The 25,418-nt window shown below is 29.5% G+C and carries 22 protein-coding genes; 4 read left to right on the top strand and 18 right to left on the bottom strand.

Annotated features, from left to right (window positions below; genetic code table 11):
- Positions 1 to 61 precede the first annotated feature (61 nt).
- The 4 genes from B2S02_RS12970 to B2S02_RS12955 form a co-directional block, all read right to left on the bottom strand.
- The gene (locus tag B2S02_RS12970) at positions 62 to 472 is read right to left on the bottom strand and encodes a hypothetical protein (RefSeq protein ID WP_346846454.1); all 411 of its coding nucleotides are present in this window, start codon (positions 470 to 472) and stop codon (positions 62 to 64) included.
- 157 nt (positions 473 to 629) lie between these two features.
- Positions 630 to 2,654 carry a glycosyltransferase gene (locus tag B2S02_RS12965; protein WP_346920834.1) on the bottom strand — a complete coding sequence of 675 codons (2,025 nt, stop codon included), beginning with the start codon at positions 2,652 to 2,654 and terminating at the stop codon, positions 630 to 632.
- Positions 2,655 to 2,827: 173 nt separating this feature from the next.
- Positions 2,828 to 3,625 (bottom strand): DNRLRE domain-containing protein, encoded by a 798-nt coding sequence (locus B2S02_RS12960; RefSeq protein WP_150844549.1) that lies wholly within the window; start codon positions 3,623 to 3,625, stop codon positions 2,828 to 2,830.
- A 74-nt stretch (positions 3,626 to 3,699) separates the two neighbouring features.
- Positions 3,700 to 3,999: a hypothetical protein gene (locus tag B2S02_RS12955; protein ID WP_150844550.1), complete on the bottom strand. Its 300-nt coding sequence runs from the start codon at positions 3,997 to 3,999 to the stop codon at positions 3,700 to 3,702.
- Between the two features lie 304 nt (positions 4,000 to 4,303).
- Here B2S02_RS12955 and B2S02_RS12950 point away from each other — a divergent pair, with 304 nt between their 5' ends.
- Positions 4,304 to 6,112, top strand: coding sequence for a tetratricopeptide repeat-containing glycosyltransferase family 2 protein (locus B2S02_RS12950; RefSeq protein WP_346920833.1), 1,809 nt, complete (start codon positions 4,304 to 4,306; stop codon positions 6,110 to 6,112).
- Between the two features lie 66 nt (positions 6,113 to 6,178).
- Here the strand turns inward: B2S02_RS12950 and megL are convergent, their stop codons facing one another.
- The 7 genes from megL to B2S02_RS12915 all read right to left on the bottom strand — a co-directional run bounded on the left by megL (position 6,179) and on the right by B2S02_RS12915 (position 15,240).
- The gene (gene megL, locus B2S02_RS12945) at positions 6,179 to 7,375 is read right to left on the bottom strand and encodes a methionine gamma-lyase (RefSeq protein ID WP_346846451.1); all 1,197 of its coding nucleotides are present in this window, start codon (positions 7,373 to 7,375) and stop codon (positions 6,179 to 6,181) included.
- Positions 7,376 to 7,649: 274 nt separating this feature from the next.
- Positions 7,650 to 8,897, bottom strand: a complete 1,248-nt coding sequence (locus B2S02_RS12940; RefSeq protein WP_346846450.1) for a sigma 54-interacting transcriptional regulator — start codon at positions 8,895 to 8,897, stop codon at positions 7,650 to 7,652.
- Between the two features lie 106 nt (positions 8,898 to 9,003).
- Complete coding sequence (locus tag B2S02_RS12935) at positions 9,004 to 9,732, bottom strand: HAD-IB family hydrolase (RefSeq protein ID WP_346846449.1); 729 nt, start codon at positions 9,730 to 9,732, stop codon at positions 9,004 to 9,006.
- A gap of 278 nt (positions 9,733 to 10,010) precedes the next feature.
- Positions 10,011 to 11,537, bottom strand: coding sequence for a hypothetical protein (locus tag B2S02_RS12930; protein WP_346877012.1), 1,527 nt, complete (start codon positions 11,535 to 11,537; stop codon positions 10,011 to 10,013).
- Complete coding sequence (locus B2S02_RS12925) at positions 11,530 to 13,026, bottom strand: hypothetical protein (protein WP_346877013.1); 1,497 nt, start codon at positions 13,024 to 13,026, stop codon at positions 11,530 to 11,532. The genes B2S02_RS12930 and B2S02_RS12925 overlap by 8 nt, the downstream gene beginning before the upstream one ends.
- 307 nt (positions 13,027 to 13,333) lie before the next feature.
- Positions 13,334 to 13,603 carry a DUF3343 domain-containing protein gene (locus B2S02_RS12920; RefSeq protein ID WP_346846446.1) on the bottom strand — a complete coding sequence of 90 codons (270 nt, stop codon included), beginning with the start codon at positions 13,601 to 13,603 and terminating at the stop codon, positions 13,334 to 13,336.
- A gap of 80 nt (positions 13,604 to 13,683) precedes the next feature.
- A complete protein-coding gene (locus tag B2S02_RS12915) occupies positions 13,684 to 15,240 on the bottom strand; it encodes a hypothetical protein (protein WP_346879232.1) in 1,557 nt (518 codons plus the stop codon).
- A 178-nt stretch (positions 15,241 to 15,418) separates the two neighbouring features.
- On the opposite strand from B2S02_RS12915, the gene B2S02_RS12910 reads away from it, so the two are divergent.
- Together B2S02_RS12910 and B2S02_RS12905 are read left to right on the top strand one after the other, a co-directional pair.
- Positions 15,419 to 16,207 (top strand): hypothetical protein, encoded by a 789-nt coding sequence (locus tag B2S02_RS12910; RefSeq protein ID WP_346846444.1) that lies wholly within the window; start codon positions 15,419 to 15,421, stop codon positions 16,205 to 16,207.
- A gap of 245 nt (positions 16,208 to 16,452) precedes the next feature.
- Complete coding sequence (locus B2S02_RS12905; RefSeq protein ID WP_346846443.1) at positions 16,453 to 16,953, top strand: DUF4489 domain-containing protein; 501 nt, start codon at positions 16,453 to 16,455, stop codon at positions 16,951 to 16,953.
- Positions 16,954 to 17,189: 236 nt separating this feature from the next.
- On the opposite strand, the gene B2S02_RS12900 is transcribed toward B2S02_RS12905, so the two are convergent.
- The 4 genes from B2S02_RS12900 to B2S02_RS12885 form a co-directional block, all read right to left on the bottom strand.
- Complete coding sequence (locus B2S02_RS12900; RefSeq protein ID WP_346879234.1) at positions 17,190 to 18,920, bottom strand: NAD(P)/FAD-dependent oxidoreductase; 1,731 nt, start codon at positions 18,918 to 18,920, stop codon at positions 17,190 to 17,192.
- A gap of 67 nt (positions 18,921 to 18,987) precedes the next feature.
- Positions 18,988 to 20,127: an aminotransferase class V-fold PLP-dependent enzyme gene (locus B2S02_RS12895; RefSeq protein WP_346879235.1), complete on the bottom strand. Its 1,140-nt coding sequence runs from the start codon at positions 20,125 to 20,127 to the stop codon at positions 18,988 to 18,990.
- A 331-nt stretch (positions 20,128 to 20,458) separates the two neighbouring features.
- Positions 20,459 to 20,989 carry a DUF4489 domain-containing protein gene (locus B2S02_RS12890; protein WP_346877016.1) on the bottom strand — a complete coding sequence of 177 codons (531 nt, stop codon included), beginning with the start codon at positions 20,987 to 20,989 and terminating at the stop codon, positions 20,459 to 20,461.
- Between the two features lie 272 nt (positions 20,990 to 21,261).
- Positions 21,262 to 22,032, bottom strand: a complete 771-nt coding sequence (locus B2S02_RS12885) for a hypothetical protein (RefSeq protein ID WP_346846439.1) — start codon at positions 22,030 to 22,032, stop codon at positions 21,262 to 21,264.
- Between the two features lie 222 nt (positions 22,033 to 22,254).
- Here B2S02_RS12885 and B2S02_RS12880 point away from each other — a divergent pair, with 222 nt between their 5' ends.
- Entirely contained in the window at positions 22,255 to 22,938 is a 684-nt protein-coding gene (locus tag B2S02_RS12880) for a DNA alkylation repair protein (protein ID WP_346920929.1), read from the top strand.
- 244 nt (positions 22,939 to 23,182) lie between these two features.
- On the opposite strand, the gene B2S02_RS12875 is transcribed toward B2S02_RS12880, so the two are convergent.
- The 3 genes from B2S02_RS12875 to B2S02_RS12865 all read right to left on the bottom strand — a co-directional run bounded on the left by B2S02_RS12875 (position 23,183) and on the right by B2S02_RS12865 (position 25,194).
- On the bottom strand, positions 23,183 to 24,145 hold the full coding sequence (locus tag B2S02_RS12875; protein ID WP_346846438.1) for a GNAT family N-acetyltransferase: 963 nt from the start codon (positions 24,143 to 24,145) through the stop codon (positions 23,183 to 23,185).
- Positions 24,142 to 24,369, bottom strand: a complete 228-nt coding sequence (locus tag B2S02_RS12870) for a hypothetical protein (RefSeq protein WP_346846437.1) — start codon at positions 24,367 to 24,369, stop codon at positions 24,142 to 24,144. The genes B2S02_RS12875 and B2S02_RS12870 overlap by 4 nt, the downstream gene beginning before the upstream one ends.
- Before the next feature lie 390 nt (positions 24,370 to 24,759).
- On the bottom strand, positions 24,760 to 25,194 hold the full coding sequence (locus B2S02_RS12865) for a GNAT family N-acetyltransferase (RefSeq protein WP_346846436.1): 435 nt from the start codon (positions 25,192 to 25,194) through the stop codon (positions 24,760 to 24,762).
- Positions 25,195 to 25,418: the final 224 nt, after the last annotated feature.

Genomic DNA, 25,418 nt, shown 5'->3' with positions numbered 1-25,418 from the left:
TCCTATTCTATAATAAATAAAGAAGATAGAATCTATCTTCTTTATTTATTATACACTAATTTTATACATTCATTGTATTTTTTACTTCTTCATTATATTTTATTTTTTTAAGTAGGCTGAATACCATTAGATATGATATTATAATACCTATTACACCAACAATTATTGAAACAATCACTACTGGTGCCATACTATAATCCATTGTAATTAAACCTAATAAAAAGTTAACAGGATAGTATACTGCCAAAGCATATACTGCCGCCTTTTTCCACATGAAAATTCCTATAGAAATAAGGATAATTATTATACCAGATATGATTGAATATACTACCATACCACTGCTAAGAGCAGCCTCTGGAACTATTTCAGCTAACGACTTATTTATAATAGCAGTTACTATTGAACTAATTCCTCCAAGAATGTAAAATACTAACACTAATGTGGTCCAAAATCCCCTTGTCTTTTTTTCCATTTTATAATTCCCCCTTATATAATTATATTAAATAATTTCTAATACTATTTTAGCAGAAATCTATACTTTTTTGTATATATTACTTAAAATTACTATTTTTATACCTAAAAGTATGTGGAATTAAAAACTATAGAATTTTTTATGCTATTTCTATTTACTAAACACTTCCTAAATCTTCGACTTCTTTTTTATATTTATCATATAACTCTTTTAAATTAAGAAATTCATTTAGAAAAGCTCCTCCATGCTTTAATCCTTCATCAATATATTTCATCCCTTCCTTTGCAAAAACAAAACAATATTTTACTATTTCTTCTTTAGCAACATTACACTTTATATATTGGGGTATTGCTTTCATATTTATATGATTTTGAATTTGATTATAATAAAATTGAGCTATTACATAATTTTTTAGCTGGTCCCTATCCTCAAATTGACTCCATTTAATTTCAGATGCATATACTTCTTCTTTAAAATTTTTAATTATATAATCGAATATAGTAACAGATGAATCTATTCTCCTTTGTAAGTTATGTGATAAATTATTTGAATGAATTCTATAATTTATTACTGCACCATCTACTTTTCCATAATTCCAATTATATTTTATTAACTGCAGACAATTCAATGTATCTGCAGAAAAATCATTGTTTTTATAAACTATCCAATTTATTTTGTTGTCCTTAAAAAAGTTCAATCTATGAAGACAATTCATAGGTATAATACCCGATGCAGATTTAAAAATACGTTCAATGACCTCATCTTTAGGATGAACTTGGTAGTTCCATTGCTGAACTATTATATTATCTTCATCCACTATATTAAAGTCACTAAATACATAGTCCTTATTGGTATTTTTTTCTAAATACTCTACAAATTTGTAAATAGCATCCCTTTCTACAAAATCATCACAAGCAATCCATTGAAAATACTTCCCCTTTGCGTTACTAATAATTTCTTGAATTCCTTTTGATGCTCCACCTGAGTTCAGACTATGATAAATTCCGCGTATATTTTTATGTTTTTTCTCATAATTTCTAATTATTTCATCAGAGCCGTCTGTTGAACAGTCATCTATAAGTAAAATTTCTATATTAGGATAGGTTTGATTTATAAAAGAATCTACACATTTTGATAAGTATTTATTACCATTATAATTTGTTATTCCTATAGTAACTAATGGTTGCTCAATCATTGAAACTTTTTTTATTTCAGATAGAGTTATGAATAATGCCTTTAGTTTTTCTATTTGATCCTGCAACTCAAAATCATTCTTAACAAAACAATTATACTCTTGAGAATCATATTTACTATCAATTACCATCTCAAGAGCATCATTTATTGTATTCCAAATTAAACACTGAGGATATATTTCTTTTGCACCAACAAAATTATGGATTATAGGTTTTATCCCTTTTGCCATAGCTTGCATAACACTAATGTTTTGTGATTCTAAAATACTTGTACATAATATATAATTTTTATCTTCTAGCCATTTATCTAGGTTATCCTGCCAACCCTCATAAACTACATTATTTTCTAATTCAAATGCTTTTATCATTTGATTAAAATACAAAACATCTCTAGTATCTTGAAATTTACCAGCAATATATAATTTGTATTGGCTGTTTTTATCATATATAGCTTTAAAAGTATGAAGCAATAGCATAGGTCCTTTCTTATAGTTTATATAACCTACATACGCAATATTAAACCCAGGTTTTCTATCTTGAAAAGTCCATTTAGGAATATCTATACCATTAGGAATTACTATGGTTTTTTCTTTATCAATATTGAAATTATCAATAGTAAAATTCCTTATATGTTCTGCTACAAATATGATTTTATCAACATTTTTCCAGTAAACATTACATGGATATTCAGTAAAGGATTCATAGCTGTGTATTCTACATATAATATTCTTTTCTTTAGCAATGCTAAGTTTACTTCCATAGGATATTAATTCATCACACCACTCAAACCAGCATATATCGGCACACTTCATCCCTTCATCAATTTGCTTTAAATTTGTTACCACTATTTTTTTAGTCACATAGTCATGAGATAATCCATTAATAATATCTTCTAAAAAACTATCTAGCCCTTGTTTTACAAAAAAGACAATATTTTTTCTATTACTTTTCTCAGAATCAACTCTCATACTACTTACATTTTCAACCATACTATTGCTCCTTCATTATTATTATTAAATATAGTAAGAATAGATACTTATTCTATTGATAACCTATCCAATAAAATCTCATTTATCTTTACCATATCTTATGTTAATTAGTAATCATACAGTTTTATATTAATTTGAACAAAAGATTACTAATTATAGTAGAAACTAATAATCTACTCCTTATATGAACCATAAAAGCTTACAGTCTCTATATCTCCTGGATTTTCCTTTGGTACTATAGCCATATTATAGATTTTATCTACATAAAGAGGACTACTATTTGATAAATTGTTATATTCATCAGTTATATAATAATTATCTGTATGTCCAGTACCACTTCTTGTTACTCCAATATTTACTATGGCTACATACTTTGAATTCTCTGCAACAGTTCCCTTGACATTTACCTGTCTTATAGTGCCTTCCCCTTTGTTACAACAATTGCATTCCTTACAACATTTACACTCGTCGTTTATAACCACTTTCAAAAATGGAACAAGATATCTATCCTTACATATTGAAGAACCAAATTGTGTAAGAATGCTATTACTTCTATCAAGTAATGCTATACCTCTATTACTTAATTTATTCTGTAACCATAATACAACAAAATCAGTTAAATCCACTGTTATAGCCACATCTGAAGTTATTGGATGAAAATTTTTTTTAATATTGATATCTACTTCTGGTCGATTATTGAAAGTTGTATAAGTGCTGAAATAATCACATAGGGGGTATATTGAAAATATTTTCCTACAATCATTATAAAAATTATTTGTCTTAAACAATACAAGTTCTGCACTAGAAATTGATGCATTACTTGGTATACTAGAAATATCAAAAAATAGGTAACTAATATAGTTGTGTATACCATCACTACCTACAGTTATAGTAGGTTTATTCATATTTCCGTTTATCAATTTACTGGTTACCGTAAGACTCTTAGTAGCATAAATTATTATATTTGACAAATTTGTCACCTCTTTTTTAATCCATTAGTTTAAAGCATGGAGCAATAAATTGCTCCATGCCATTATAAATAGTTCTAGATGGTATATGACCATGCAGTTACTACACCAGTAGATTCGTCAACAGTATCACCTGTTATAAATTTTGGTACAATTGACAAAGTATAAGAGGTATTAACAGCTAATGATGTTCCATTTGCTGTATTATCATAAGCAATTACTCTATAAAACGATCTATCTCTTCCTGTTGAAACAGCGTTTGTAACATTAAGTCTAATGGTTAAATAAGCAAGACTATTTCTAGCAACAGTGCCTGTAACTCCAACAGAACGAGGTGTACCAGTTTGAGGAGTATCAAAATCAATTGTTAAAGCCATAAAATTCATCCCCCAAATTTTTTTAGGATTTTGCTCCTGATATATTATATGACCTTATATACAAAATGTGATTTTAAATTTATTATCCTGTAATTACTTTTCTAAATACAAGTATAGTAGTTATACTTTTTCTCCTTCACTCTATTTTATTTCTCACAAATAGAACTAAATATTATTATATAAATAGTAATGTTTACTACAAGAACAGTTCATTAAATTTTTACATAGTATATATGGTAAAACTAATAGAATATTTTATTTATTCAACAATGAAGGTTTTATTTAAAAGAGGAGATAATATATTATGAAAAATGAAGTAAGCTTGTGTATGATTGTAAAAAATGAAGAAAACTATTTGCCAAGCTGTCTTAACAGCATTAAAGATATTGTGGATGAAATTATTATTGTTGATACAGGGTCTACGGATAAAACTGTAGATATTGCCAAAAGCTTTGGGGCTAAAGTTTACTATTTTCCTTGGCACAATAACTTTAGTGAAGCTAGAAATGAATCACTAAAGCATGCTACCAAAGATTGGATACTCATATTAGATGCAGATGATGAATTATCCCCTAAGAATCAAGAAAACTTGAAAGATTTACTATACAGACAATTAGATGAAAATGCGATTTACTACTTTGAAACATTAAATTATTATGGAAATATTGTTGATGATAATTCAATAACTATAAATTTAAATCCTAGACTATTTAAAAATAACCATGGAACTCACTATGAAGGAGAAATTCATAATCAATTAGTATACTCAGAAAACAAATATAAAGCAATTTATCAATTAATGCAAATTAATCATTATGGATATATGACTAAATCAATAGAATCTAAGAATAAAAGAAATAGAAATATACCTATTTTAAATGATCAAATAAAAAAAGACCCCAATGATTCCTTTGCTCACTTTAACCTCGGTACTGAATACGCAGCATTAAACGATAATGAAACTGCGTTAGAACATTACTATAAATCCTATGAGAAATTTGACCCATACAACGGATATAGTTATTTACTAATATTTAGGATAATTTTCTTAAACTATAAAATTAAAAATTATGATACAGCTTTTAAGTTCATAGACATCGGTATTAAGCATTATCCTAAATTTACTGACTTATATTTTTTAAAATCTCTTATTTTTAAAGATATGAATATGCCTACACTTCAGATAAAAGCTCTTAAAGAATGTATTGAGCTAGGTGAAGCACCATCTGAATTAAAATGCTTATACGGAATAGGAAGTTTCAAGGCATACTATGAGTTAGGCAATGCCTACTTCGCACTAAAAGACTATGATGCTGCATACAATTATTATATTGAAACACTTAAATCAAAGTCAGATTTCCTTAATCCCTTATACCTTATTGGAGATATATTAAAATTCAAAAATACCCCAATGGATAACTTTAAAAGGATTATAGAAGATCTTATTTCTAGTTCTCCAAAATCTAATCATATTATTGCAGATTTGTTTTATAATGAAGGACTCTATGAAATAGCATTGGAATACGTAGAAAAATGTGAACTATCTGAAACTATTACTGAAGAGCTGGTATTACTTAAAGCTAAATGTCTTGTAATGTCTGGTTCCTTTACCAAGTGTATTGACATGACCAATATAGTTGATGATAATTCTTCAAATTTATATTTTTCAATGTACAAAGTTATAAGTAGTGTATTAACTAATAATTATGATAAGGCGTTCTCCTTATTATCCAATTTTAAAGAGGATTCCTTATTAGGTTACAATAAAAAACTATTAGAAGTGTATTCACAGTTTTTAAAATTATTTACCAAAGAATCCACCACTCTTTTATCCGAAGATGAAAATGAAAGGGAATATCTTGATATTATTCTAGAAATATGTGAAATATTGCTTATAAATGATAAATATGACGAACTTAAAATAGCTGTACACTTACTAAATTTAATAAATAATAAATTTGTGCTTCTTAATCTAGGAAAACTATATTTTAAACATGGATATATTGAGCATGCCAAAAAAGAAATCATTAGGTCAATAAAAGAATTTGAAGTTTATGATAGTGATAGTCTAGATATATTGCAATATTGCATTAATAATAAAGACGTCTCATAAATCTATATAATTAAAGACTCCCAAACGTTAATTTAGGAGTCTTTATTAGTTCTATACTATACTATATTATAGTATACACTTTAATGCATTATCTAAATCATTTATTATGTCTTCCACATTTTCTAGACCAACAGCTATTCTTATTAATCCATCACTAATACCAGCCATTTCTCTTTCTTCTTTAGTGTATGGTGAATGTGTCATTGATGCTGGATGTTGAATTAAAGTTTCAGCATCTCCAAGACTTACTGCTATTGTACAAAGCTCTGTACTGTTTATAACTTTCTTACCTTCTTCGATTCCACCTTTTACCTCAAAAGCTATTACAGCTCCTGGTAAAGACATTTGCTTTTTAGCTAATTCATATTGTGGGAAGCTTTCTAAACCTGGATAATATACTTTTTCCACTGCATTATGTCCTTCTAAAAATTTAGCTACTTTCATAGCATTTTCACAATGTTTTTCCATTCTTATTTCTAGAGTTTTCATACCTCTAATGATTAAAAATGCATCAAAAGGACTCAAGCTAGCTCCTGTCATATCCTTTACACCAAATAATCTAACATTTTTTATAAATTCTCCACTTCCAACTACAAAACCAGAAATTACATCTCCATGACCATTTAAGAATTTTGTTCCTGAATGAATTACTACATCAGCTCCAAATTCTAATGGTCTTTGAATATATGGAGTACAGAAAGTATTATCAACCATTACTATACAATCCTTATTTTGGTGAGCTATCTCACTTATAGCTTCTATATCTGCAACTTCAAGGTTTGGATTTGCTGGTGTTTCTAAATAAACTACCTTAGTATTTTCTCGCATAGCCTGTCTTACTTCTTCAAGATTGGTGGTATCTACAAAAGTTACCTCAACCCCATATCTGCTTATTCCATGATTCAAATAAGCATAGGTACATCCATAAAGAGTTTTTGCTGCTACCACATGGTCTCCAGCTTTTAACACTGTCCAAAATGCTGATGCAACAGCTCCAATGCCAGACGCTGTAGAAATTGCCGCCTCTGCACCTTCTAGCATTGCTAACTTATCTTCCAATTGAGTATTTGTTGGATTTCCAAGTCTTGAATATATATATCCACCTTCTTCAAGAGCAAATCGTCTACCACCTTGCTCTGCAGATTCGAAAGTAAAGGTTGCTGTTTGATGAATAGGAGTAGCTAAAGCACCAAATTGATCCTTAACGTGTCCACCATGAATTGCTCTAGTAGCAAAGCCCATTGTTTTTAAATTATTCCCCATTAATTTGACCTCCCAATATAAATTATTTTTACAATAATATATAGCAATTCTAGTGCCAAATTAAGGATAATTTAAGTGATACTTAGATCTAGGTGAATATAGTTTTAGACAAAGCTTTAATAACAAGGAAAGGAGAATCTCATTTATTTTTATAATATGCAACTCTTAATATTTATACTAATTTAGTGTAAATATATCTTTACTTATCAGAATTTTTTGTAAATGTTTTTTTACATCTGTAAATTAATTTTTACATACTTTAATACAAAAACACCTACATTTTTATATGGTACTTATTAATTTTATTCATTATTGTAGTATGAGAAACTTTAAGTACACTTGCAGCTTTTCTATAACTCTTATAATTATCTATGGTTTTTTTAATAATTTCTTTTTCACATTTCTCCATTATATCTTTTAATGGTAGCTGCAAATATTCATCAGATTTTTTATCTATAATCTCTTTAGGTCCATAGCTATAAATATCATTCTTAAAATTAATAAAAATATCCTCTGCAGTTAATATGTCACCTTTGCATAAATTCATTGCTCTTTCTATAACGTTTTGTAACTCTCTAACATTTCCAGGCCAATGATATTTCATTAACTCGCTAATGAAATCAACATCAGCGCCCTTTATATTTTTATTTAATTTATAATTTAACTTCTCTATAAAGAACTGTACAAACATCGGAATGTCCTCTAATCGTTCCTTTAATGTTGGAATATACATAGGAACTACATTTAATCTATAATATAAATCTTCTCTAAAAGTTTTATCCTTAATCATGTTCTCAAGATTCTTGTTAGTTGCAGCTATGATTCTTACATCTATGGATTCTTCTTTATTACTACCAATTTTTCTAATTTTCCCTTCTTGTATCACTCTTAATAACTTTGCTTGAATAAACATAGGCATTTCTCCTATTTCATCTAAAAATAAAGTTCCTCCACTAGCTTCTTTAATAATACCATCTTTTCCCCCTATCGTTGCACCTGTAAAGCTTCCTGGCTCATATCCAAACAACTCACTCTCTAATAAGGTTTCTGGTAATGCTGCACAGTTAATAGCAATAAAATTCTTATTACACCTAGGGCTTATGTCATGTATTGCCTTTGCAAAGACTTCCTTACCCGTACCACTTTCACCTCTTAATAACACCGTTGAGTTACTCTTTCCAATAGTCAAAGTCATATTTTTAACTTGCTCTATTGCCTTGCTTGTACCAATTATGTTCTTGAATTCCCTATCCTCTATTGAATCTATTATGGCTTTTAACTTTTTTTCTTTCTGTTCATAATATAATAAATCCATTTCTTTAACTGAAATAATATCTTTAATATTACAAATCTCTTTCATTAGTTCCTTCTTTAACCCATCTTCCATGTCCTCAACCTTTACACATACCTTTTGAAAAAACACTTCCATAGAAATCAAGTTAATTTTCCTATTGTAAATTTTCTCTAATATCTCTACTGTAATTCCCAATCTATCTCTTGTAATTATCTCAAATCTAATCATACAAATCCCCCTTTTGTAAGAAAGTACTATGTTTAAAAGTGGCGTTACAAGACTTCTATTGTAACGCCACTTAAGCTATCCCTTAAAATATAAAACTTTATTTTACTTAGATTAATTCTAAATTATTAATATCTAATTTATAAATGACATCTTTTCGTTCCACTATAACATTGATTTTTTTCTTTACTTCTTCATTTTCTATTATCTTTGAAATAAGCTCTTTAGTTGGATTTATAGCATATGGATTTCCTACAGATTTAAACATAGTTAAATCCCCAGAAGTATCTCCATAAGCATAACTTTTACTTAAATCTATATCATATTTTTCTTTTAACTCCATTAAAGCATTTTCTTTACTTACAGAATCCCACATTGGTATAATTTCACCAGTATATTTTCCGTGGTCATCGGCTTTATAAATGGTACCCCTAAAATCGTCCATTTCATATTTCCCTGCCATCTCTCTTACAAGCTCTATGGGAGATCCAGAAATAGCAATTACAACATGACCTTGTTCCTTATGCCATTTAATTTTATCCCTAGAAAATGTATATACCCTATCACCTTTCTGATTAATCACATTTCTAGCTATATGTTCTATATGTTCTTTACTCAAACCCTTAGTTGCCTCAATATAAACGTCAATCATTTTAAGTAAATAGGTATCATAATCCCCTTGTCTAATATCCCACTTGGAAAAAGCTGGCCTAACTTCATTATACCATTTATCTTCTTCAACTAACTCATATTTTATTATTTTCTTAAAAACTTCTGTTATTAAACCTTCTCTATAGATAGTTCCATCTATATCAAAAAATGCTGCAATCTTTCCCATATAAAGCCCTCCTTAAATGACACTTCAACTCTACACTTTTGTTAGTAGATTTACTTCTTCAAATAAAAATAAGAAGAAGTTTCCATTATAATATTTTATCTACAATAACATATTTATGATTTAAAGTCCAGTATTCATAATAGGGTTCACTAATTTGGATTTTACTAATCTATTAAATAAATCCGTCATTTTCTATTATTATAATAATTAAATATTTTATACAAAACCTACATAATAAAAGGCACCCTTTTGTCAATGACATTTTATTAGGAATGCTTTTAAATTTCATCATCTAGTAACCATTTAATCAAAGAAAATCTCACATGTTTAGGAATTTTATTTTCATTTTTTGTTTTAGCTTCTTTTAGATTAGATAAATTCTCGACACTCTTAACATTCATTTGTTGTTTTAAATTTTCATTTTCTTTTTCTTTTTCATCTAATTTCTTTTCCATTAATATTTTTTCTTTATCCTTTTGTAACAGCATCTGCTCTAAACAACTATTTTTCTTTTTTAATACATCATTATCATACATATATATATTAATTTTCTCTTTTTCATTGTAAAATTTATATTTCAAATTTGATATTTGATTTTTTTCATACTGCATATCCTCTTTCAATGTTCTTAATTCTTCATAAGTCTCTTTAAGCTTTAATTCTAATTCTTCTTTTTCTCTTTTAAGTATTTTAACTTTTGAAAAATAATTTTTTAACTCCTCCTTTTTAAATGTAGAATTTTCAACCTTATGCTCTAGGTTTTTATTATTCTCTACTTCAGTATCTATTGAATTTTCTAAAAATTCCGGCAAAAACATTTGTTCCTGTCCATTAACATTCACTACATATATCTCATTAATAAAATAATTGTTTTGTTTATCTTCTATATTTTCTTGATAAAATACTTTCTTAGGCAATATCTTATCAAAATGCCTGTACACTTGAGGATTGCTAAAATTTTGTCCACAGTCTGCAGAAAAACATCCATAAAGCTTGTTATCGCAAATCCACAAAGCCCATAACACCCTATTATATAATATTAATGTGCAAGAATTAATATTTACATGTTGAAACAGTATAGTATTTTTTTGCAGCCCTGCTTCCTTATACTGGTAAATCACTCTATTAACATGATCATCTTGAGTAATAAACAGATAGTGCTTTATATTTTTTTCTACACAAAAAGTAAAATCTATGTATGGTAAGAGAGACATGTGTATAACTTCTTCCTTTCCCCATCGCCCTTCTACAACGTGGAAATTTCTAGAAATTAATTGATATACTCCAGCTACCATAGTGTTTAATAAGATTATATTAGATTCACACGCTTGGCAAGTACCATACGGAAACTTAGAGTAACATTCTAAATTAGCAATTATTTGCGGTTGAGTCCATAACGTTCCATTTTCAGCAAATTGATGAACTAATATTTCTGAATAAGTATGTTTATCTACTACGTTATATAGTAAATGAATATCCTTGGAGCAAAAAAAAGCTCTAATCCGTATAGGTGTAATTACATCATACTTCATATGGAGGAGAGTTTTATGCGTCCATTCTTTTCCTTCCAATGTAGATAAAATAAGATCGCCACAAATATCCTGACAGAAAACATGAATCTTCCCATTCCACTCCTCCAAAACATAAAAATATTCAAAACTATCTTTATAAATGCTTATCTTCTCTGACCACTCATGATTCATAAGTATTTGATAATATATGCCTTGGTTACTATCATAACAAAACTTTAGTAATCTTCCATCTTTCTGCTTAACCAAAAAACAATCATATTTTTCGTTAGTCATCTTTCTTCTCTCCTCTACAACCTTCACAGTCTCTACAAAATGGAATAAATACTATTTCTTCTACAATTACCTTTGTTGAAATCAAAACACTAACATCAAACTTCAAACTGTTGTTTATAATTACTGGAGTGCCTGTTAATTTAGCAAAAGAATTGATTACAAATTCTACTCCCTCTTGTTCTGCATATGCGGGTATATATAATGTCGCTTTTTGTGTTCCCTTAATTTTTCCTTCAACTATATATTTTTGTTCCCGTTCATCTTTGCATTCTATGTAATAGGGAATATAAAAATCATATTGTAGTATTGAGTATTTTTTTCGACTATCTATAATTTCTCTATTCTTTGTTTCTTTTACAATTTCACACTTTTTAAATACAATTTCTTCCACACTTATAATTTTTTCACCTTTTGAAGATACTTCATTTAATACCTGTGGAAAGATTATTTTTTCTTGATAGGTAGATATAACTTTTTTTGCTAATATAGTGGTTACATTTTCTTGTTTTTCTTCATCTTCACACTCTGCGAAAATAAAAGATTCTTCATCTACTTGAAATTTATTCTGAGTAACCACACCTATATCGTATGGAATACTATTATTCTGTACAAAAGTAAGAGTATCTAAAATAACATTATTAGAAATATCAATCCTTTCAAATACCCCTTTCCCATCATTACTTATACTAGTTACAAGTAATGTTTTTTTATCAGGAGATAATTTAATTCTTTGTAATTCTGGTAGAGTAGTTTTTATTGTTGCTATACTTTCTCTTTTTAAGATATCTATAACTTCAATTCTATGCAACCCACTATTTGCTACATATAAAAGAATCCCGGCCTGATCTAAAGATGTAATATCAGACCCTTTTGGGAAATCTATATATGAAATATCCCCATTTTCAAGATTCAATATAGAGACATTGCCCATATAATTTCCTTTATTAATTCCTTTATTACATATATAAATATATTTTTCATCTTCTCCAATAAGAATACAGCTAGGCGCAGTCCCAACATCTTTGTACACTTTTATCAATTGGAAGTCTGATGTATCATAAACATTTATTTCATTCTGAAAAATGTCCAGTACAAATAATTTCTTCTTCTCCTTGTCAAGTTCTAAACTATCTGCAGCCATAAACCCTTTTATGCAACCAAGCTTTTCACCAGATCTTAAGCTATAAATACATACTTCCTCAGTATCACAGACATAGATTTTCTGAGCTATGAAATCTACTTTTATATTACCATTGTTAGTAATATTCCATGTTCTATTTGAATCATATAAATCCTCAATAAGTGTAACTTTACTATTTCTATCACTAGCTATATACACATTGCTTTTTTCATCAACAATAATACTTAGAGGCCTTGGACCAACATCAATCTCTTTTATAATACTATAACTATCCCCATCAATTATAGATACCTTTCCTGTTCCTAAATGCGATATATAATAGATGATTTTCTCTCTTTTATTAAACATAGACTCGCCTTCACCTCCTCCTTTACTAATAAATCATATTGTGCCATCAGTAAATCTTTATATCATTATTCTAGGTCTATTATATAATTTATCTTAATATTCAATTTTCACTTTTCAGCCTATATAAGTGATTTTAATTATAAATTAATCCAAATAATAACTTAAAGAGTGATCGGTACTAAAACTATATAAAAACTATTTTTGATTCTATTTGAAGTTAGTTTCCGAGTTCACTCTTATACTAAAAAATATGCTTTATGCTTGCTTATTATGCAATATAAATATAAAAAAACTAACCAAGCAAATATTATTCAACTAATTCATAAGTTTGGCTTTTTCCTTCTTTAACAATCTTATACATACTAGTTGGGTAAATATTATTTCTTTGTAATTCTTTTTGTATAGCTTCCATATCTATTTCTTTAAATTTCACTGCTTGAGTACAACTAATATTAATTTTATTAGGAGCAGTAACAAGTTTTACCGCTATATTTTTTCTAACTAAACGCTCGTAAATATATAGCGCCCTGTGATGAGAAGTAAAGACCATGATATAATCGTAATCTTCTATTTTCATATTATCACCTCTATTTTGTGACGCCTTAATTTATACAGGCTCCTTACTTTATTGTATGCTTTAAAGCTGTAGAAGTGACTTTATACTCCATTTGTCCTTCTTCTTAGTAATCGTTCCATAATGGATTGATTCTTTTCTAATTCAAGTTCTTCACTCAATCTCCTTTTTTCTTCATTTATGATCTCACCTTGCTGTTTAATTATTACATTTTCTTCTTGGCATTCTTTCAATTTACTTTCTACCGCTACTTTAATCTTCCTTTCTTCTAGCAATTGTTGTTTTGTATATTCTAACTCTTTTTGAATACTTGTTGTAAGGAGTTCTTCTTCCAAAAACTTTTTTTTTGTTCCCTCTAACTCTTTTTGAATGTTCTTCTGCAATTTCAAGAATATATTACAGTTCTCATCTGACTTCCGCTTTTGTTCTAATATTCTAGCAATTTGTTCCTCATATTCATCTATAAATCTTTGATTTTTTTGTAATTGTAAATTTAATGCTATAATTTTCTTTTCTAAATTTTTCTTTTCTAAATTTACACTAGATAATTCAAGTTTTAAACTTTCAATTGATTCTCTTTCCTGAAGTGTTGCTCCTTTAACTTGATTTCCTTCTTTTTTTAATGAATCTTTCATACTTGTTATAATTTCACTTGGATTAAACAAATACAAATCCAATCCACTAGTTCCATAAATTTTTTTTACTTTAGTAGCACTATCCTTATCTATACCAATAAAACAATTATATCTTTCTACTGTAAGCTCATTACCTCTATCAAAATAAACTACGCTACTCCATTTTTTACCATCAAAGGCTGAATAGGAAATCTTCCCTTGTTCTAGCCAACAAACGTACAATTTATTACTTTTAGTAAATAATATAGGTTCTTTCAATTCTTTTCTACTTTCATGAACTCTGAATTCTTTTATACTTCCGATAATATCTATAGAAACATGATCAAGAAAATAAATAGAGTCTTCTCTAGATTTATTTAGTATATGAATTTCCTGTTGATCCATTAACACTTCAAACCCTATATCCTCTCCTTGAATGCCATAAAGTCTTCTTGCAATCGACCATCTGTGATTTTCAAAGTTACAATAGTTTAAAGATATCTCATCACCTTCATCTGAAATAAAAAATGCATAAATATTACCCTTTTTATTTACATGTACTGAATAATATTCTTTTAAATTAGGTATCAATATAATATCCTGTATTGTGGTAATTTTAGTTTCTTTTCCATTCCATATACAATGCATTAACACTCCATGGTCACTACCATCATTACCTACTAGTAAATAAAAGATGTGCATCTCATCTCCGATAATTTCTACTTTTAAGTTTTGTATTTCAAATTCTTCACTTTCCACTTGATATAGTAGCTTTCCCAACCATTGCGTATCTTTCATAGTACAGTATCTCAGTTCCCCTTTAGTATTACTGTATACCACATGTATTGTCTCATCTACACTAACATAAACATCGAATCCTAGCACCTCTACATCAATTAGAGTTTCTTTAGTCCATTTTCCTTCTCTGTACATAATTCTATAACATAACTCTTTATTGTCGTTTCGTGAAAACTTCCATATGTTATCTTTATAGTCACCATATATCCAAGGATATACACCATTCATACTCACTCCCCCTTTATAAAATTATATTTAAATAAAAACTTATTATGCACTTCTATATAACAAAAAATTATATTAACCTGACTTTTTAATATCACCACTTTAATATTCTGACATATGATGTATTGTAAGTATTAAATATATTTATATTTATCATAATTTTTCAAGAGGAGGAGAATTTATGTCCATTAACTTCAAGAAATTTGTGCCACGTCCTGGTCTTGTAAATAAACAAGGACGTTTACCTGATCCTTCAGAATTAGTTTGCATTGAAGTACCTAAGATTTTTGATCAATGCCTAATTAAAAGATGTCTCGTATACGGCGAAGGTCCAGACACAAATACAACAGATAGTCAATTAAGAAGCGATCCGCTCATTGATCCTAAGAGATATATTGGTAGTAGAGACTTCAATGTAGAGCTACTTTCCGTAGATAAGCTTCCGCTCAAAGGAAAACCTGGTTTTAAAAAAGTAGTTCTTAATTATGTGATTTCTTTCTATGCTGATTATATTGATTGCGATGGCGTAAACAAAAGTGAATTATATGAAATTAATAGGACAGATGTAATTGGAAAGTTCTACTGTCCTGATTCCATAGCTCAAATTTCAGCTAGTTTTGTACCTGTTCAACAGGCTGAAGATTTAGATTCTAACATTATAAAACTTGAAATGGTTGCTGAAGCTCTAGACGGTGAATTACTACAAGATCTAAATGGGGATGATGTTCTAGATATTACTTTAGGTTACTACATTGTTGTAAAATGTGAGCTTATTGTACAACTACTTATCCCAGCTTATGACTACTGTCCAGTTCCAAAAGAACCATGTGAAGAAGAACCTGACGAAGATCCATGTGAGAGATTTGATAGAGCCCCAATTCCTAAGTTCTATCCTGATCAAAACCTAGACCCATTATTCCCAGACTGTGACTGTGACGATAATGAAACTGTATTATCGGACTTGCTATAACTGAAGAATAATTAAGGGTTCTATATCTATATGAATAATGTACCTTCGGTAAAATTAGTAATTGTGAAAGGTGATAATATTTTTAAATATATTATTATATTTTTTTATAAATGCTTATCTATCATCACCTTTCTTCTACAAAAATCATATAATATAATAAAACACTTAACAAATAATTGCATACCTTAATTATTCATACAATTGATTTTATTAAAATTTATATAATTAGAGGGAGGATTCTATCTATGAATTCAATGTCAAAAGGTTATTATGATCCTTGCAGAAAAGAAATTAAAGAGGACAAACATTGTCCAACTATTATAAAATGTGGTACCCCTAGTTCTACTACAGTACCTGCAGCTACTGTAGCAGGTACAACTTTTACCGTTAGTTCTGTTACTTTAGATAATTCTTGCTTATGTAACCCAACAACTAAGCTAGAATTTGCAAGTAATCTTGTTGCTCCAGTTGCTTTTACAGGAACTATAAACTTTCAAGTATTTAAACTATGTAGAGGTCAATTTACCCCTGTTCCTGTTGGTCCTGCATGGACATTTGATTTAGTTGCACTACTTGCATCAGAAACATTCTCATTCTTTGTTTGTGATTGTGATTCTTGCTTTGATGATTGCTGTACCTATACTGTAGTTGCAACTGTTACTAGTGCAGTTACTGTTGGTACTCTTAATATCAACAATGCAACACTTGGAGCAATATCAACATGCGGTAGAAATAACTGTTGCTAAAAGTTAGGCATATATGAAAATAATTTGGTTTAGCTAATTTAAAGTTAAGGACATTTAGTTATTGTCCTTAACTTTTTTATTGCAAGCGGTTTTATTGTGGAAGAAGATAGCCATGATAGCAAATATTCCCTCTATTCCATCTAACATTGGAAATCAAAACCTCTTGGGCATAGAATTACAAAATGACCTACATCTAGTTGATGTAGGCCATTGCATTTATACCTTTAAACTTCCGTCTACTCTTTACTAGCTATTATTTGCTTTGCTACTTCATTTGCTGAAATCATTCCACTCTGTAAGGCTCCTTGTTGTGATGCATGTTTTTGTGATATATGCTCTCCTGCAAAAAATACTCTATTCCCCATTTCTGGAATAGTTACAGCATAGGAAAACAGTGTTTTTTCCTGGGGCTTAGATAGTGCTCCTGCTCCCCATATATACTGTACATCAGACCAAATTAATGACTTATAGTCAATAAAATTCTCATTAATATAATGAGGAGGAAGTTCATGCATTTTTTCTAGATATCTTATAACGTCGTTGACTTGCAACTCAGGGTTTTCATTGCCTAATCTCACCGCTTCATGACACCAGCTGTAACTAGCAAGCAATGCACCTGGTTCTTCTGGACTTGCATCAGGCTTTAGCGTCCATTTCCCATATTTATTCGATACTGGTTTCGCATGATCTGATGGATAGTAAACTGAAGTTAGTGGGAGGTCAGTAAAAGATCTTCCGCCTACTATTTTTTTGGATGCATTCCCCATCTCCCAAAACCTTTCCTTAATATATAAATATACCTTTTGCGCTGTTTCATAGTTCATTTCATTTATTGCCTGCATCTTTGTCACCGTAAAAAGAGGATTAATCTCAACTCTCCTCAAGCTTGGAAAAGGCACGGCACATATAACATAATCATATTCCTCTAAATTCTCTTTACTTGTTCCACACTCTGTATATTTAAGAAGAATTTTATCACCTGAAGATGAACTATATATGCCATCAACTGGAGAGCCCATTTTTATATCTACATGACCTAATTTATCTTTAGCTATACCTTTATATACATCTTCTATTTCTATATTATCACAAAGTGCTCCATATATCGAAAGCGGTAAGTTAATCATGCCATCGTTAATACGGTAAGTGCACTCAGAATCAGCAGTATAATATTGCTGTAGGATTTCAGTGAGACTTAGCTTAAAAAACTGCTGACTACCATCTAAATAGCCTAACATTGATATCGCATCTTCACTAAACTCTGCATTTTCATAGGCTCTTCTATAACTTAGTTTATCTATGTCCTCTATACTCTTTAAGTATTCGGGTTTAGTTTCAACTAACTCCTTTCTTGCTTCTGATGTAAGAGAATCTAGATATTTTTGATAAAACTTTCTATAAAGTTGCGAACGAACTTTGCTTCTATCACTGTCTGTTAAGTGAAATCTAGGATATATATTCCTTGATATATATTTCCCTTTAGGATCGTTCACAGCCTTTTCACCTCTTACATAAAACAGAGCATTAGTGTTATTATTTACAAATGGGCTTGTGTTAAGCTTAAAAAGATTGATATAATGCCAGGTAGTCTCATGAGATACTGGTATACTCATTGGTCCTAATTCACCATAATATCTTTTATTTCTATCAAAATAATATGTGTATACCCTACCCCCAATTCTCTGACTTGCTTCAAATAAAGTAATGTTGCATCCTATCTTTCTGAGTTCAAAGGCTGCAGCTAGCCCTGCCTCTCCCGCACCAATTATCGCTACCTTAATATCTTTAGCATACCCTGTTGGACAAATGTTTGTTATATCTTTAGGTGGACTCATTAAATCAATTATATTATTTAGATCATCTAATCTATTCTGCATCTTTAGTATATATTCAAGCATCGTGTATCTTTCACAATCAGAAGGATTGTCTATTTGATAAAGAGAGTTTGAATTATTACAAGCATTCATAACTTTCACATCCTAATGTTTTTTATTACATATATAATTATATATGTACTGTATCTTCCATTTCACATTATTTAAATTTATAAATCATCTTAATTGCTTCTACTAATTTTTCTATATCCTCAAAAGTATTAAAATATCCCGGACTCACTCTCACCGTACCAGCATACTCTGTACCAATTACGCCATGTATTAAAGGTGCACAATGGTAGCCTGTCCGTAAAGCAATTCCGTTTTCATTTAATTGTTCACCGACAATCGAAGCGTCAATTCCATCTATATTTAAAGAAATTACTGCACTTCTTTGTTTTTTAGAATCACTTCCATAGATTTTTACATAAGAAAGTTTTTTTATCTCTTCTAATAAATACCCTGTTAATTCTTCTTCACATTTTCGTATATTATCTATTCCAATTCTCTTAATAAATTTTATACCTTCACATAACCCAGCAATGCCTGGTGTATTTAGTGTTCCACTTTCAAATTGATCCGGGATAAAGTCTGGTTGGACCATAAAGTGTGAGTTACTTCCTGTTCCACCTTCCTTAAAATTCCTTAGTTTAATACCATCTCTTATAAATAATCCCCCTGTTCCTTGAGGCCCCAATAATCCTTTATGTCCCGGAAAAGCTAATAGGTCAATATGATTATTTTCTACATCAATGGGAATCACTCCCGCACTTTGAGATGCATCTACCATAAATATAATCCCATTTTCCTTTGAAAGCCTTCCGATACTTTCGATATCCTGAATAGTACCTAGTACATTAGAAGCATGATTGATAATGATCATTTTAGTGCTTCCCTTGATCTCCTTTTTAATATCCTTAAAATTTACATAACCTGCTTTATCTACACCCACCAGAGTGATTTCAACTCCACCTTCATTTAATGAATGAAGTGGCCTTAAAACAGAATTGTGTTCAATTACTGTACTAATAACATGATCCCCTCTTTTTAAAGCTCCTTTAATTGATATATTTAGGGCTTCTGTAGCATTACTTGTAAAAATCAAATTTAAAGGACTAGGTATATTAAATAATTCACATATACCTACCCTTGTTTCCATGATTTTCAAAGCTGATTTCACTGACATATCATGAGAGCCTCGTCCTGGATTAGCACAGTAATTTTTCATGCAATTTAGCATTTCTTCATAAACTACTGGTGGTTTTGGAAAGGACGTAGCTGCATTATCCAAATAAATCATATAAACCTCCTTTTCTAATCACAATTCAAATAAATATATGACTTATCATTAAAGTAAGAAATACCTATGATGAAGTCTAAAGTCATAAAGCTCTTGCTTATTATATATTATATTCAAAAGGTTAAAGTTTCGTGATTGCTCATGAAAATATAAAGAATATAATTATTTCTAATAATGAAATATATCAATTATTCGCTAACCTATATATAAACATAACAAAATCCCGGCATGGAAAATTCACACTCCGAGACTTTGTTAATATTAATATCAGTAATTTAATTATTTATATATCAAAATTATCTAAACTAATCGATTTATATATGACTAATCTTTAGCAACAATTATTTCTACCACATGTTGATATTGCTCCAAGTGTTGCGTTGTTAATATTAAGAGTACCAACAGTAACTACACTAGTAACCGTTGCAACTACAGTATAGGTACAGCAGTCATCAAAGCAAGAATCACAGTCACAAACGAAGAATGAGAATGTTTGTGATGAAAGTAGTGCTACTAAATCAAATGTCCATGAAGGTCCAACAGGAACTGGCGTAATCTGACCTTTACAAAGTTTAAATACTTGAAAGTTTAGTGTTCCTGTAAAAGCAACTGGAGCAACAAGATTACTTGCGAATTCTAACTTAGTTGTTGGGTTACACAAGCAAGAATTATCTAAAGTAACAGAGCTAACAGTAAATGTTGTGCCTGCTACAGTAGCTACAGGGATTGTGGTTGCGCTAGGAGTACCACATTTTATAATAGTTGCGCAATGTTTGTCCTTTTTAATCTCCTTTTTGCAAGGGTCATGCTTGCAAGGGTCATGCTTGCAAGGATCATAACAATCTTTTGACATTGAATTCATAAATAGAATCCTCCTTTTAATTAAATAAATTTTAATAAAATCAATTGTATGAGTAATTTAGTGTATTATCCTATTTATTAAGTGTTTTTATTATAATATATGAGTTTATTAGGAAAAAGGTGATGATAGATAGAAATTTATTAAAAAATATAGCAATACACTTAAAACTATCATTACCTTTCATAACTACTGATTTTAGTTAAGTTACATTCCTCATTTACCTGTAAAAACCTTAAGTATTCTTTTTATTATAATAAACTCTATAATTTTTACTAATCGTACTCTTCATCATTATCGTCACAGTCTGGGAATAATGGGTCTAAGTTTTGCTCTGGATAGAACTTAGGAACTGGAGCTCTATCAAATCTTTCACATGGATCTTCAGGCTCTTCTTCACATAATTCTTTTGGAACTGGACAGTAGTCATAAGCCGGTATGAGTAATTGTACAATAAGCTCACATTTTACAACAATGTAATAACCCAAAGTAATATCTAGAACATCATCTCCATTTGGATCTTGTAGTAACTCACCATCAAGAGCTTCAGCAACCATTTCAAGTTTTATAATATTGGAATCTAAATCTTGTGCTTGTTGAACAGGTACAAAACTAGCTGAAATTTGAGCTATTGAATCAGGACAGTAGAACTTCCCAATTACATCAGTTCTGTTAATTTCATATAATTCACTTTTAGTAATACCATTGCAATCAATATAATCAGCATAGAAAGAAATCATATAATTAAGAACTATTTTTTTGAATCCCCGCTTACCTTTAACTGGTATCTTATCTACAGATATAAGTGTTACATTGAAGTCTCTACTTCCAATATATCTCTTAGGATCAATAAGTGGATCGCTTCTTAATTCACAATCTGTTGTATTCGTGTCAGGACCTTCACCATATACAAGGCATCTTTTAATTAAGCATTGATCAAAAATCTTTGGTACTTCAATACAAACTAACTCTGAAGGATCAGGTAAACGTCCTTGCTTATTTACAAGACCTGGACGTGGTATGAATTTCTTAAAGTTAATGGACATAAATTCTCCTCCTTTTGAAAAACTGTAATAAAATTTAATCTATTTTATACTTTCAATACATCATATGCTAGAATAGAAAATTGGTGATAATTAAACCGTATATTATATTACATAAATAACTTAAATTAATAATGCCTTATAAAAAAATATTATTATTTAGATTATAATAGGGAATCTCTATGATAAAATATAATTAGGAAACTAAGGAGAATAAAAATGGAAATAAATAATATGATTAAGGAAAAACTTTCTATATTAGCACAGCCTAAATATCAAAAATTTTCTAGTGGCTTATTACCTGGTATTCACAACATCCTAGGTGTTCGTTTACCTGAACTTCGAAAAATTGCTAAAAAACTTGCAAAAGATGATTGGCAAGGTTATTTGCAAAATGCATCAGATGACAGTTTTGAAGAGATTATGCTTCAAGGGATGACCATTGGTTATGTAAAATCTGAGCTTTCTGATATATTGCCATACATCACAAGCTTTGTTAATAAAGTTGATAATTGGTCCGTATGCGATAGCTTTTGTAGTGGATTAAAACTTCCTAAACAATATCCAAAGGAAATGTGGGAATACTTGATGCCCTATCTTTCAGATGCTGATGAGTATCATATACGTTTTGGAGTAGTCATGCTTCTTTTCTATTATATAGATGATAATCATATTGATGAAATATTAAAGCTATTGGATGGCATTAAACATACAGGCTATTACGTTAAAATGTCAGTGGCTTGGGCCATATCTATCTGTTATATAAGGTTTCCAGAGAAAACACTAAAATTTCTTAAAAATAACACTTTGGATGATATGACCTATAACAAAGCTTTACAAAAAATTACCGAATCATTACAAATAGATAAGGATACTAAATGCCTAATGAGAAATATGAAACGAAAATAAACAGAGTTCTTTGCTTCAGAGGGAGTTTTTACTCCCTCTGAAGCTTTAGAAATCGTTATCCAGGGACGTAGCAGCTCTTTACTCCCCCACTTTGAAGAAGATGGGAAAATTAGAGCTGGTAGTCATCGGATAAATCAAAAAAGTGCCCTCTAACAGTTCATAAACTGCTACAGGGCACTTTTAAACAACTTCTTCATGTTAAGGGTTTCTGTGATGCGTTCCTCTGATTGTGCACATTTAAAATTTATCTATCATTTATATCTTTATTAATTGGTCTTCTCATAGATAATAACATTGGTGTAAAATACTTTTTCCAAAACTTATTACCATATAGATTTGCTGTTTCAAAATCAACATGAATATATGGTACATTAAAATCTTTGCAATAATCATTGACGATTTTCAATAGCTCAATACCTATTTTTTTATTTCTATATTCTAATTTTATATAAGCACCAATTTCGTCGATTAAACCACATTTTTTTATAGACATATCTATAAAGTTATTGTTATCAGCAATACTTAAATTAATAAATCCCACCGGAATATCTTCGTGCCATGCAATAAACACATTTCTTTTTAATATTATTTCTTCAATCTCTTCTTTAGTAAACCTGTCTCTCTTAAGAAATAATGGTGCAGACGCATAATATTCATTGGATTCTTCTACAAGCTCATATAAAACATTAGCATTTTCCATGGTAGCTTTTCTAATATCACACATAGATTTTTCACCAGACTCAATATTACAATCATTAAATGCATCTATCAAATATGACCCATATCCTAAATCAAACAATATGTTTTTTAAATTTATATCATTAAAAAATATTGTCCACATATGATTAAAAATATTTTTATTAATCCATTCCTGTGATATACTTTTATATAATTTTAAATATACACTTTCTTTGTATTCTTCAATAGCAGAATGTCCTATTGCTGGACAAAACACTGTATTCTCTCCATTGAAAGGAAATTCATCATATGCCAAGAATCCAACTACCCTGTTGTCTAACTTTGCTACAACTGCACTTTGATTTTTAATTCTTTCAACAAGAAACTTTTCTAATAATTCTGTATCTTGTTTCCAATGTAATGGAAATTCACTATTATCACAATATAGTTCAAATTGTCTAACCCATATCTTTTTCACCTCATTTATATCTGAGTCTTCCATATTGGTTACTTCTATCTCTCTAATCATTTTTTTATCTCCTTTTCTATTTTGGTATTGTTTATATCATTTTGAAACTTCCTTCTATAATCATCTATATGCTGTCCAGCTTTTTCATTTTTTCTCTTTCTCATCTCTCTTGCTACAATACTTTTATTAAGATTATTTGCCATTGCGGCCTCTGAGAAAGAGTACCCCTCTTCTACCATGTCTAGTGCTCTTTTAAGTTCCGCATCTGTATATTTTCTATTCATATATAGCCTCCACATTATTTTTTTCCTTAAAAATGGACATAAAGATACCGTAGACAATCAACCCTTTGTACTTGGCTACTCTATCTACGGCTACAAAAAACACGACCTTCCTGTCGCGTTACTCATCCTTTATAGGCAGTATTATGAAAGGTTAACTACTCCCACAAAAATGCAACACAAATAATAGACTATGTCTAAAGTTACATTTAAGCCCATTTTAAGTTTTATACTAAAATCACCCTTTTACTTGTATTCATTAAAAACATCTCCTTTCATAAAATATTATTAGTAAATAACTGTTTACCTTGATAATTATACTTTTTTATGAATATTTTGTCAATTACAAAATAACAACTAAAGATGTAATCAAAGTAACACCCTTATTCTATATTAACGTTGTTGCATATATAAGGTATTGGGATAGAATCCAAGTTTCTTATAAAACCCTATGGTAGTTTCATTCTCTTGTGATACCGTTACCCCAATTACTTTGCAATTATTTTCTTTCAACCACTCCATATGCTTAATTACAAGTTTCTTACCAATGCCACTTCCTCTATTATGCGCATCAACGTGAAGTGAATCAATTTCTCCTTTTCCATTAATTATCGTTGATATACAATATCCAATATATCCATCATCACTCTTGGCAACGGTAATTTTTATTGTCTGGCTCTCAAAAGCTTTAATTCTCTCCTCAAAGCTAATAAACCTATAAGATTCCTTAAAGTATTCTGAAGTATTTTCATGATACTGTCTGTTTTTTTCCCATAAGTTCTTGATAACTTCAACCTCATCATAAGAAATATCAAAAATTTCATTCATATTTATCGCTTCCTTTCAATAGTCTTAATATAAGTATATCAATGTTCCAAATATATACAAGTGATTATGGAGCCGGTCCCCAGAATGTCCCTTGAATATTTCTTTACTTATGTAGACAAGTAGTCCTTTATATTGAGCTGCTGTCTACAGATATACCAAAACACGCCCCTCCTAATTATATTTTTTATGAATACGTCTAAACATTGAAATAACAACTAAAGATC

The sequence above is a fragment of the Clostridium sp. UBA7339 genome (genome assembly GCF_002470865.1).
GTDB classification, from domain to species: Bacteria; Bacillota; Clostridia; order Clostridiales; family Clostridiaceae; genus Clostridium_J; species Clostridium_J sulfidigenes.
Note: the sequence above shows the minus strand (reverse complement) of the source record. Positions and strands in the feature narration are given on the sequence as shown.

What these genes read in the sequence shown, in the direction of transcription:
- B2S02_RS12965 (WP_346920834.1), bottom strand. Translation starts at nt 2,654, where the DNA reads ATGGTTGAAAATGTAAGTAGTATGAGAGTTGATTCTGAGAAAAGTAAT.
- B2S02_RS12900 (WP_346879234.1), bottom strand. Translation starts at nt 18,920, where the DNA reads ATGAATGCTTGTAATAATTCAAACTCTCTTTATCAAATAGACAATCCT.
- B2S02_RS12915 (WP_346879232.1), bottom strand. Translation starts at nt 15,240, where the DNA reads ATGAATGGTGTATATCCTTGGATATATGGTGACTATAAAGATAACATA.
- B2S02_RS12935 (WP_346846449.1), bottom strand. Translation starts at nt 9,732, where the DNA reads ATGGGAAAGATTGCAGCATTTTTTGATATAGATGGAACTATCTATAGA.
- B2S02_RS12930 (WP_346877012.1), bottom strand. Translation starts at nt 11,537, where the DNA reads ATGACTAACGAAAAATATGATTGTTTTTTGGTTAAGCAGAAAGATGGA.
- B2S02_RS12875 (WP_346846438.1), bottom strand. Translation starts at nt 24,145, where the DNA reads ATGATTAGAGAGATAGAAGTAACCAATATGGAAGACTCAGATATAAAT.
- B2S02_RS12910 (WP_346846444.1), top strand. Translation starts at nt 15,419, where the DNA reads ATGTCCATTAACTTCAAGAAATTTGTGCCACGTCCTGGTCTTGTAAAT.
- B2S02_RS12905 (WP_346846443.1), top strand. Translation starts at nt 16,453, where the DNA reads ATGAATTCAATGTCAAAAGGTTATTATGATCCTTGCAGAAAAGAAATT.
- B2S02_RS12870 (WP_346846437.1), bottom strand. Translation starts at nt 24,369, where the DNA reads ATGAATAGAAAATATACAGATGCGGAACTTAAAAGAGCACTAGACATG.
- B2S02_RS12865 (WP_346846436.1), bottom strand. Translation starts at nt 25,194, where the DNA reads ATGAATGAAATTTTTGATATTTCTTATGATGAGGTTGAAGTTATCAAG.
- B2S02_RS12920 (WP_346846446.1), bottom strand. Translation starts at nt 13,603, where the DNA reads ATGAAAATAGAAGATTACGATTATATCATGGTCTTTACTTCTCATCAC.
- B2S02_RS12940 (WP_346846450.1), bottom strand. Translation starts at nt 8,897, where the DNA reads ATGATTAGATTTGAGATAATTACAAGAGATAGATTGGGAATTACAGTA.
- B2S02_RS12925 (WP_346877013.1), bottom strand. Translation starts at nt 13,026, where the DNA reads ATGTTTAATAAAAGAGAGAAAATCATCTATTATATATCGCATTTAGGA.
- B2S02_RS12895 (WP_346879235.1), bottom strand. Translation starts at nt 20,127, where the DNA reads ATGATTTATTTGGATAATGCAGCTACGTCCTTTCCAAAACCACCAGTA.
- B2S02_RS12885 (WP_346846439.1), bottom strand. Translation starts at nt 22,032, where the DNA reads ATGTCCATTAACTTTAAGAAATTCATACCACGTCCAGGTCTTGTAAAT.
- B2S02_RS12970 (WP_346846454.1), bottom strand. Translation starts at nt 472, where the DNA reads ATGGAAAAAAAGACAAGGGGATTTTGGACCACATTAGTGTTAGTATTT.
- B2S02_RS12955 (WP_150844550.1), bottom strand. Translation starts at nt 3,999, where the DNA reads ATGGCTTTAACAATTGATTTTGATACTCCTCAAACTGGTACACCTCGT.
- B2S02_RS12890 (WP_346877016.1), bottom strand. Translation starts at nt 20,989, where the DNA reads ATGAATTCAATGTCAAAAGATTGTTATGATCCTTGCAAGCATGACCCT.
- B2S02_RS12950 (WP_346920833.1), top strand. Translation starts at nt 4,304, where the DNA reads ATGAAAAATGAAGTAAGCTTGTGTATGATTGTAAAAAATGAAGAAAAC.
- megL (WP_346846451.1), bottom strand. Translation starts at nt 7,375, where the DNA reads ATGGGGAATAATTTAAAAACAATGGGCTTTGCTACTAGAGCAATTCAT.